We start from the raw sequence: 8,548 nt of genomic DNA, 5'->3' as shown, positions 1-8,548 counted from the left end.
ACTTAACATAATACACATTGTAGAACATTATACGGTGACGATCGGGATGTAGGTCCCATTTTGGGTTGGCCGAAGCAATCGAAGTCCGGCGGTCGTCTGCCCACAATCGAGCTGAATCGGCCGGCCTCTGGGTCGTGCTTGGATCCACCTCAGGCGATGGCCCCAAGCGCGCGTTGCCTCGAAATGTGCGTAGAGCCGCAGCTGCTTAGTCGGCCGCGGCCAGCTGACCCACTGGGTGGATGTCGGCGAGGCTGCCGTCGTACTTACCGAGCCTCCAGCATTTGCTCACGGGCACGCAGCGCCACACGCAGCAGGCTCCACAGACTCCAGGCCAGCAGCGCCGCGCTGGCCAGCACGAAGCCCAGGCTGATCGGCCGTTCAATGAAGACCATGGCGTCGCCGCGCGACAGCAGCAGCGCGCGGCGCAGGTTTTCCTCCATCAGTGGCCCCAGCACGAAGCCCAGCATCAGCGGCGCCGCTTCGAAGCGCAGCACCGCCAGCGCGTAGCCCAGCACGCCAATGGCCGCCACCATGTAGATGTCGAACACGTTGTTGTTGACGCTGTAGGTGCCCAGCGCGATGAAGACCAAGATCGCCGGGTACAGCACGCTGTATGGAATGCGCAGGATGGCCACCCACATGCCCACCAACGGTAAGTTCAGAATCATCAGCATGATGTTGCCGATGCCGAAGCTGACGATTAGCCCCCAGAACAGGTCGGGCTGGTTGGTCATGAGCAACGGGCCCGGCTGGATGCCGTGGATGATGAGCGCGCCCAGCATCAACGCCATCACCGCATCGCCCGGGATGCCCAGCGACAGCGTGGGCACGAACGCCGTCTGCGCGGCGGCGTTGTTGGCCGCCTCGGGCGCTGTCACCCCCTCGATGGCACCCTTGCCAAAGCGCGACGGGTCGCGTGCCACCTTCTTCTCGGCGGCGTAGGCCATGAACGAGGCGATCGACGCACCGGTGCCGGGCAGCGCGCCAAAGAAGCTGCCAATGCCGGTGCCGCGCAGCATCGGCATGATCGACGCTTTCCAGTCTTGGCGCGTGGGCATCATGGAGCGCCACGTGATGCTTTCGTTGATTTGCCCCTCGCGCGGCTGGTTGACGGAGCCCACCACTTCGGCGATGCCAAACAGCCCCATGGCCAGCGCCACGATGTTGATGCCGTCCATCAACTCCGGGATACCGAAGTCGTAGCGCGCCTGCCCCGAGTTGATGTCGGTGCCAACGGTGCCCAACAGCAGGCCCAGCACCACCATCGCCAGGCCTTTGAGCGGCGAGCCCGACGCCAGCGTCGAGGCGGCCACCAGCCCAAGCAGCATCATCGAGAAGTACTCGGCCGGGCCAAACTTCAGCCCCAGTTCGGCAATCGCCGGAGCAAAGCCGGCCAAAATGACAATACCCAGCATGGAACCGACGAAGGAGGCAATCGTGGTCATGAACAGTGCCACGCCTGCCCTGCCCTGCTTCGACATCGGGTAGCCATCCAGACACGCCACCGCCGACGACGGCGTGCCGGGCAGGTTGAGCAGGATGGAGGCGGTGGAGCCACCATACTGGGCGCCGTAGTACACCCCGGCCAGCATGATGATGGCGCCGGTGGGCGGGATGTGGTAGGTGACGGGCAGCAGCAGCGAGATGGTGGCCATGGCGCCGATGCCGGGCAGCACGCCGATGAGCGTGCCGATAAACACCCCGATGAAGCAGTACAGCAACATCATCGGCTGCAGGGCCTGCTGCAGACCGAGCCAGAGTCCTTGAGCGATGTCCACGCGGGTTATCCTGTCACTAAAAGGGGGCGCAGCCGAATCAGGCGCTCCAAGGCCACACCGGCAGCACCATGTTGAGTGCCGCGATGAACACCAGCCAGCACAGAGCTGCGATGACGGCTGCGGCAATGAGGCGCGTGCGCCAGCGGATGCTGCGGTCGGCCAGCGAGGCCAGCAGCACGGCAAGCACCGTGGCCGCGACCAAGCCGAGCGGTTTCAGCAGCCCCCCGAACAGCACCAAAGCGCCGGTGATGCAGGCCAGCGTCCGCCACGCGACGGTGATGCGCACGCCGGGCCGCAGCAGCGCCGGCAGCGCGATCAGCACGCCCAGGATGCCGAGCAGCAGCCCCAGGCCGAACGGGAAAAAGCCGGGCCCCATGTTGCGCGGGGTTCCCAGCTCGTAGTGCTGGTAGGCGTACCAGGCGGCGGCAAAGCCTAGGGCTGCCATCAACAGGCCGCCCAACAGATCGTGGGCGTCACGACGGGTGCGTAGGGTATCCATGTCGTACTGACTCCTGCAAACCTCAATCCATGGCCAGTGCTTACCACTGTCCGCGCGGCCGCCGGGCACGAATGGCAGCCGCAATCATATCGATGACGCTCTGCCGGCTGACCTGCTGCGCAAAGTCGATGGCGGTCAGACCGAGGCGATTGCGCAGCGTGGGGTCGGCACCCTCTTCTAGCAGCAGGCGCACCACCTCTTCGCGTCCGTAGCGCGCCGCCATCATCAAGGGTGTGGTGCCGTTGGGGGATTCGGCATCGATGTAGGCGTGCGCCTCCAGCAGCAGTCTCGTGATGGCCAGCGCATGGTCGCCCTTGTTGGTGGCGGCGTAGTGTAGCGGCGCCCATCCCGGACGGTTGACCTGCGCGCGCCGCGCCAGCAGTTGCTCGACCAGTGGCAAGTGGTCGCGCAGCGCGGCCATCATCAGCGCGTTTTCACCCGCAGCGTTGACGGCCTCGACGTCCACTTCGGGCTGCAGCACCAGGTAGCGGGCCACCGCCAGTGCGTCGCGCTGCAACGCCAACACCAAGGGCGGCGTCAGCTCCGGATCGGGGCTGTTCAGGTCGAAACCACGCTGGTGCAGCTGACGAACCGTGGCGACGTCGTCGCGCGCGACTGCGGTGAAAAAGCGCTCGTAGGAGCGCTGCGCCTGCACGGGTAGGCTGCCGCACACAAAAACCAATAAAACAATTAGATGAAGAAACTTTTTCATGCGGAACATGACGTTTCTTCGCTGGCGGTCGCGCGAGTCCGCGTAAACAGCGCAGCGAAATTCGCGCTGGTCGCCTCGGCTACGACATCGACGCTGACCTCCTTGATGGCGGCCAGCTGCTGGGCCACGAACGGCACGTAGGCGGGGGTATTGATCTTGCCGCGGTGCGGCACCGGGGCCAGATAGGGACTGTCGGTTTCGATCAGGCAGCGCTGCAGCGGCACATAGGCGGCCACGGCACGCAGATCGGCCGCGTTCTTGAACGTGAGGATGCCGGAAAACGAAATGTAGAAGCCCAGGTCCAGCGCCGCGCGCGCGACGTCGAGGCTCTCGGTAAAGCAGTGAAATACGCCGGTGGCTGGTGGCGCATCATCGTGGCGCGACCCCAGTCCACCGCACTCGCGCAGGATGGCGAGGGTGTCGTCGGCTGCCGCCCGGGTATGAATGACCAGCGGCAATCCCGTCTGCCGGGCCGCGGCGATGTGCACCCGAAAACGCTGCCGCTGCCACGCCATGTCGGCCACGCTGCGCTCGCCTAGCCGGTAGTAGTCCAGCCCGGTCTCCCCAATTCCGACCACGCGCGGCAGCGCTGCCCGCTCGAGCAGGTCGGCAACCGAGGGCTCTTGCACCCCTTCGTTGTCGGGGTGCACGCCCACGGTTGCCCAAAGGGCCGGGCCCTCAGGGTGCCGGGTGAGTGCGATGTGGTGCACGGCGTCGAAGCCCTCCAGCGTGGTGCCAATGCACAACGCACGGGTCACGCCCGCTGCGCGCATCTGCGCCAGCACCTCGTCTAGGCGCGTCTGCAATTCGGGGAAGTCGAGATGGCAGTGGGAATCGGTGTACATCGCGTCAGCGGGAAATCGCCGGGGCCGCTGGGGCCGCGTCCCCGGCAAGCGGTCAAATCGTCTGGGTCGGCCGGTCGGAGGCCAGGTGGGCGCCGAGGATTTCTTCGATGCGGGCTTTGAGTCGGCGTGACTTTTCGTCGGGCGGAAAGGCTACGCCGATCCCCTGGGTGCGCGTGCCGGTAGCGCCCGGCGGCGTGATCCACGCCACCTTGCCCGCGATGGGGTAACGCTGCGGGTCCTCCGGCAGCGTCAGCAGCACATAGACATCCTGGCCCAGCGTGTACTGCCGCGTGGACGGCACGAAGATGCCGCCGTCGGTAAACAGCGGGATATAGGCGGCGTAGAGGGCGCCCTTTTCTTTGATCGCCAGCTGGATGACAGCCGGACGGGCATGTGGCGTGGTGTCGCCGCCGGCGGTGGGGGCCGAGCTCATGGGCGGGAGTGTAGCGCTGCCGACGTGCCGGCGCAGGCGCCGGTGAAGACGGCCCGCGTGCGCTCGGCCCAGGCATCCGCCCACAGCGCAGCCTGGAAGGGATGGTCGACGTGTCGCCACGCCTGCTGCAGGCTGCGCCAGAAGCCCCACAGGCGCTCGGGAGTGCTGCGGGGCAGCGCCTCGGCATCGAAGTGGCGCGGCGCTGCCCCGCAGGCGTGTGCCAGGGCGTCATGGCACAGCAGCATCAGCAGTTGCAGCTGGCGGGCTGGGGGCCATTCCCGTAGCGCCGACCAGTCGCCGCCGGCCAGCTGCTGCGGCAGCGCCCGCCACATCGGCGCGCGCACGCCACAGCGGGCCCACGCCAGCGCCTCCTGTGGACGGCCACCGGCGGCGCGCCAGCAGGCACGCCAGTCGTCGTCATTCAGGGACAGCCCCACGTCGGCCCCGGCGGCAGCCAGCCAGGCCAGCGCCTCGGCTTCGCCGGGCCAGGCGAGCGCGAGGCGCTGGCAACGGCTGCGGACGGTGGGCAGCAGCTGGTGCAGCGCCTCGGTGGCAAGGATGAAGCGCAACCGCCCCGGGGGTTCCTCCAGGGTCTTGAGCAAGGTGTTGGCGGACTCGACATTGAGCCGCTCCGCCGCCAGAATCAGAATGACCTTGCCTTGCTCTCGGCCCGAGGACAGCTGCGCAAACGCCACTGCGGCGCGCGTGGCTTCGACGCGAATGACGCGTGCCGGTTTGCCGTCCCGACGCTGCAGCCGCTCCTGGGTGGCTGCATCCAGTGGCCAGCCGCGCTCCAGCGCCAGCTGCTCGGGCATCAACGCAAACAGGTCGGGGTGCGTGCGCACGCCAAAGGCATGACACGATGGACACGTGCCGCATGCGCCCTGCTCTGACGGCTGCTCGCACAGCCAGGACTGCGCCAGCGCCTCGGCCAGCTCCAGCTGGCCCAGTCCCGCCGGACCGTCAAGCAGCACGGCATGACCGCGCAGCGTCAGCGCCGCGCGCAACGGCCGCTGCAGCCAAGGTGCCAGTGTCACGGCAGCCACCCCCGCGCGCGCACCGCGTGTTCAACCTGTGTCCACACGGCCGCCATCGCCACGCTGGCGTCGATGCGCACGATGCGCTGCGGTGCAGCAGCTTGGCGGGCCGCGTAGCCAGCGGCTACGCGCTCAAAAAATGCCTGCGGCTCAGATTCAAACTTGTCCGGTGCACGCGTCGCTGCCAACCGGGCAGCTGCCAGCGCCGGCGGCACGTCGAACCACAGGGTCAGGTCGGGTTGACGCGGCCCGTGGGCGCCACGCTGCACCCAGTCCTCCAGGGTTGCCAGCACCGTCAGGTCGAAGCCGCGGCCGTAGCCTTGGTAGGCAAAGGTGGCGTCGGTGAAGCGGTCGCACAGCACCACCTGCCCGGCGGCCAGTGCCGGTTCGATCACCAGGCGCAGGTGGTCGCGTCGCGCCGCAAACATCAGCAGCGCTTCCGTCAGCGCATCCATCGGCGTGTGCAGCAGACACTGGCGCAGTGTTTCCGCCAGGGGTGTGCCCCCGGGTTCACGGGTCAGCGTAACCGTACGGCCGGCGTCGCGCAGCCGCTGGGCCAGGGCCGTGATATGGGACGATTTGCCAGCACCGTCGATACCTTCGAACGTGATGAAGACCCCGGGCGCGGGGGGCCGCGGAGTCAGGCTGGTGCGGCCGGTCATGGTCGTCCCAGTTGATAGCGCCGCACGGCTCGGTTGTGTTCCTCTAGCGTGTGGCTGAAGGCGCTGCTGCCGTCGCCGCGCGCCACGAAATACAGCTCGCGCGTGCGCGCCGGCTGCACCGCGGCCAGCAGTGAGGCCCAGCCCGGCATGGCGATGGGCGTCGGTGGCAGTCCGGCACGGGTGTAGGTGTTGTAGGGGGTGTCGGTCAGCAGGTCGCGCCGGCGCAGATTGCCATCAAACGTATCGCCCAAGCCATAGATCACGGCCGGGTCGGTTTGCAGTCGCATGCCCAGACGCAGCCGGTTGACGAACACCGCCGCGATGCGCGCGCGATCCGCCTCCAGCCCGGTTTCTTTCTCGATCAGGCTGGCCAGAATCAACGCTTCCTGGGGCGAGCGCAGGGGCAGGTCGGGCTGGCGCTGGGCCCACGCTTGCGCCAGCCGCTCGGCCATGACCCGCGCCGCCTGCCGCAGCACGCCAGAGGCGGGCGACCGCTTGGGATAAACGTAGGTATCGGGGAAAAACTGCCCTTCGGCGTGCTCCGCGCTCAGGCCCAGATGACGCGCCAGCGCCACCGGGTCGTCGCCTGCGGGTAAATCATCGTGCAAAAACTCGGCTGCGCGTACTGCCTGCAGCACCTGGCGCACGTTCCAGCCCTCCACCAGCGTGATGCGGCGGGTGGCCTGCCGGCCACTGACCAACATCTCCAGCAGGCTGCGCGGCGTCACACCTGCAGTGAGCTCATAGCTACCAGCCTGGATGCGCCGGCCCTGACCCGAGAGCCGGAACCACGCGTGCAGCCACAGGGCCGGGGTGTCCACCCCCGCCTGCACGATGGTGTCGGCAATCTGCCCCACCGTCTGTCCGGGCTGAATCCAGACATCGACCACCGCGCCGCTGTGGGGGCGCAACGGCAACGGCCGGTTGAGCCACAGCGCCGCAGCGGTGGCGGCCGCCAGCACGGCAGCGGCCAACCACAGGAGCCAGCGCGGGGAACGGGAACGAACCAGGGACGACACGGGGTTGTTGATCAACGGTTAGCAGCCGCCGGCGGCAGCTGCGCGACAATACCGGCATGGATGATAGCCGTACCCAGCCCGCTATTGACGCCCTAGCCGCCGTGCTGCCGCCGCTGCCGGCTCGCGGCCGTGCCGCGCTGCCCGACTGGGGAGTGTTGGTTGCCGAAGGTGCCGATGCGGTGGCCTTTGTGCACGGCCAGCTGACCCAGGATGTGTTGTTGCTCGACGAGCACCACGCCCGGTTGGCCGCTTACTGTTCGCCCAAGGGGCGCATGCTGATGAGTGCCATCGTGCTGCGCCAGGGTGACGCCGTGATGCTTGTCCTGCCGCGCGAGCGGCTGGCGCCAATGCTCAAGCGCTTGAGCCTGTTCGTGTTGCGCGCCAAAGTGCGCCTGAGCGACGCCAGCGAGCAGTGGCGGCTGTGGGGCGTGGTCGGCGAATCGGTGCCGGCGCAGCTGGAGCCGACGCCCTGGTCGGTGTGGCGTGCCGACGGCGCGGCCTGGGTGCGGCTGCCGACAGCGGCCGGGTGCGGTCGTGCCCTGCTCGTGCAACCGGCGTCGGCTGCGGCGCCGGCAGGCCCCGACGTGGAGCCGGGCCTGTGGCCCTGGCTGGATGTGATCAGCGGGGTCGTGCACGTGAGCGACGCCACGGCCGAGGCCTTCGTGCCGCAGATGATCAATTACGAGTCGGTGGGTGGCGTCAATTTCAAGAAAGGCTGCTACCCGGGCCAGGAAGTGGTGGCGCGCAGCCAGTTCCGCGGGACCCTGAAGCGGCGTGGCTTCCTGATGGCGGCCGACGGCCCCGTCGCCGCCGGGCAGGAGGTCTTCCATCCGGCAGACCCCATCCAGCCGGTGGGTCTGATCGCGCAGGCAGCGGCGCACCCAACGGGCGTGTGGCACGCCTTCGTGTCGCTGCAGACCAGCGCCGTCGACGGGCAGCCGCTGCATGCCGGCGCTGTCGACGGGGTGGCGCTGCATCCCCTGCCCCTGCCCTATCCGCTGTTGCAGGATGTTTGAACGCTGCTGCCAGCGGGCAAGCCCCCGGTGGAGCACGCCTGTGCCCTGCAGCTTGGCGCAGGCAGGGGTGCGACCGCGGACCGCGCCATGTGTCTGATCGGCTGGGTCATCGCCGACGACGGGATGCCGCTGTGGGTGGCCTCGAACCGCGATGAGTCCTGGGACCGCGCGACGCAGCCGCTGCACACGTGGACCCTGCCCAATGGCGTGCGCGTCTGTGGCGGACGGGATGCCGTGGCGGGCGGCTCGTGGCTGGCCCTGTCCGACAACGGGCGACTGGCGATGCTGACCAATGTGCGCGCTTGGCCTCCCGAGCCGGCGCGCGTGGCCAGCCGCGGTGCGCTGGTGACGGCGTGGCTGGCGGGCGATGATGCCGATTGGCTGGCGTGGGCCCGGCGCCACGACGCCGCTACGGTCAATGGCTGCAACATTGTGCTGGCCGACGTGCGCCGGGCCGAATGGATCTGGCTGACCAACCGGGATCCGGGGCCGGTGCCGGCGCCACTGCAGGCAGGGATCTGGCGGGGCCGACGGCTGCCGCCGGGCG

The 8,548-nt window shown here is 68.3% G+C and carries 10 protein-coding genes; 2 read left to right on the top strand and 8 right to left on the bottom strand.

Annotation, left to right across the window (positions count from 1 at the left end):
* Positions 1-263: 263 nt before the first annotated feature.
* The 8 genes from V7Z54_RS08800 to mltG are packed head-to-tail and all read right to left on the bottom strand — an operon-like array spanning position 264 to position 6,985.
* The gene (locus V7Z54_RS08800; RefSeq protein ID WP_334135923.1) at positions 264-1,778 is read right to left on the bottom strand and encodes a tripartite tricarboxylate transporter permease; all 1,515 of its coding nucleotides are present in this window, start codon (positions 1,776-1,778) and stop codon (positions 264-266) included.
* 37 nt (positions 1,779-1,815) lie between these two features.
* Positions 1,816-2,277, bottom strand: coding sequence for a tripartite tricarboxylate transporter TctB family protein (locus tag V7Z54_RS08795; RefSeq protein ID WP_334135921.1), 462 nt, complete (start codon positions 2,275-2,277; stop codon positions 1,816-1,818).
* Between the two features lie 40 nt (positions 2,278-2,317).
* On the bottom strand, positions 2,318-2,989 hold the full coding sequence (locus tag V7Z54_RS08790; RefSeq protein ID WP_334135920.1) for an ankyrin repeat domain-containing protein: 672 nt from the start codon (positions 2,987-2,989) through the stop codon (positions 2,318-2,320).
* Positions 2,986-3,834, bottom strand: coding sequence for a TatD family hydrolase (locus tag V7Z54_RS08785; protein ID WP_334135918.1), 849 nt, complete (start codon positions 3,832-3,834; stop codon positions 2,986-2,988). Before V7Z54_RS08785 ends, V7Z54_RS08790 begins: the two co-directional genes overlap by 4 nt.
* 52 nt (positions 3,835-3,886) lie before the next feature.
* Positions 3,887-4,267, bottom strand: coding sequence for a PilZ domain-containing protein (locus V7Z54_RS08780; RefSeq protein ID WP_334135916.1), 381 nt, complete (start codon positions 4,265-4,267; stop codon positions 3,887-3,889).
* Positions 4,264-5,304 (bottom strand): DNA polymerase III subunit delta', encoded by a 1,041-nt coding sequence (locus V7Z54_RS08775; RefSeq protein WP_334135914.1) that lies wholly within the window; start codon positions 5,302-5,304, stop codon positions 4,264-4,266. Before V7Z54_RS08775 ends, V7Z54_RS08780 begins: the two co-directional genes overlap by 4 nt.
* On the bottom strand, positions 5,301-5,966 hold the full coding sequence (gene tmk, locus V7Z54_RS08770; RefSeq protein ID WP_334135912.1) for a dTMP kinase: 666 nt from the start codon (positions 5,964-5,966) through the stop codon (positions 5,301-5,303). The genes V7Z54_RS08775 and tmk overlap by 4 nt, the downstream gene beginning before the upstream one ends.
* A complete protein-coding gene (gene mltG, locus V7Z54_RS08765) occupies positions 5,963-6,985 on the bottom strand; it encodes an endolytic transglycosylase MltG (RefSeq protein ID WP_334135911.1) in 1,023 nt (340 codons plus the stop codon). The genes tmk and mltG overlap by 4 nt, the downstream gene beginning before the upstream one ends.
* Before the next feature lie 56 nt (positions 6,986-7,041).
* Between mltG and ygfZ the strand changes: the two genes are divergently transcribed.
* The gene (ygfZ, locus tag V7Z54_RS08760; protein WP_334135909.1) at positions 7,042-8,001 is read left to right on the top strand and encodes a CAF17-like 4Fe-4S cluster assembly/insertion protein YgfZ; all 960 of its coding nucleotides are present in this window, start codon (positions 7,042-7,044) and stop codon (positions 7,999-8,001) included.
* A gap of 87 nt (positions 8,002-8,088) precedes the next feature.
* The coding region (locus V7Z54_RS08755) for an NRDE family protein (protein WP_334135906.1) at positions 8,089-8,548 on the top strand (460 nt) is incomplete at its 3' end.

Origin of the sequence: Tepidimonas sp., from assembly GCF_036824975.1 — a bacterium.
In the GTDB taxonomy this organism is placed as follows: Bacteria; Pseudomonadota; Gammaproteobacteria; order Burkholderiales; family Burkholderiaceae_C; genus Tepidimonas.
This window is presented reverse-complemented; position numbering and strand designations above follow the sequence as displayed.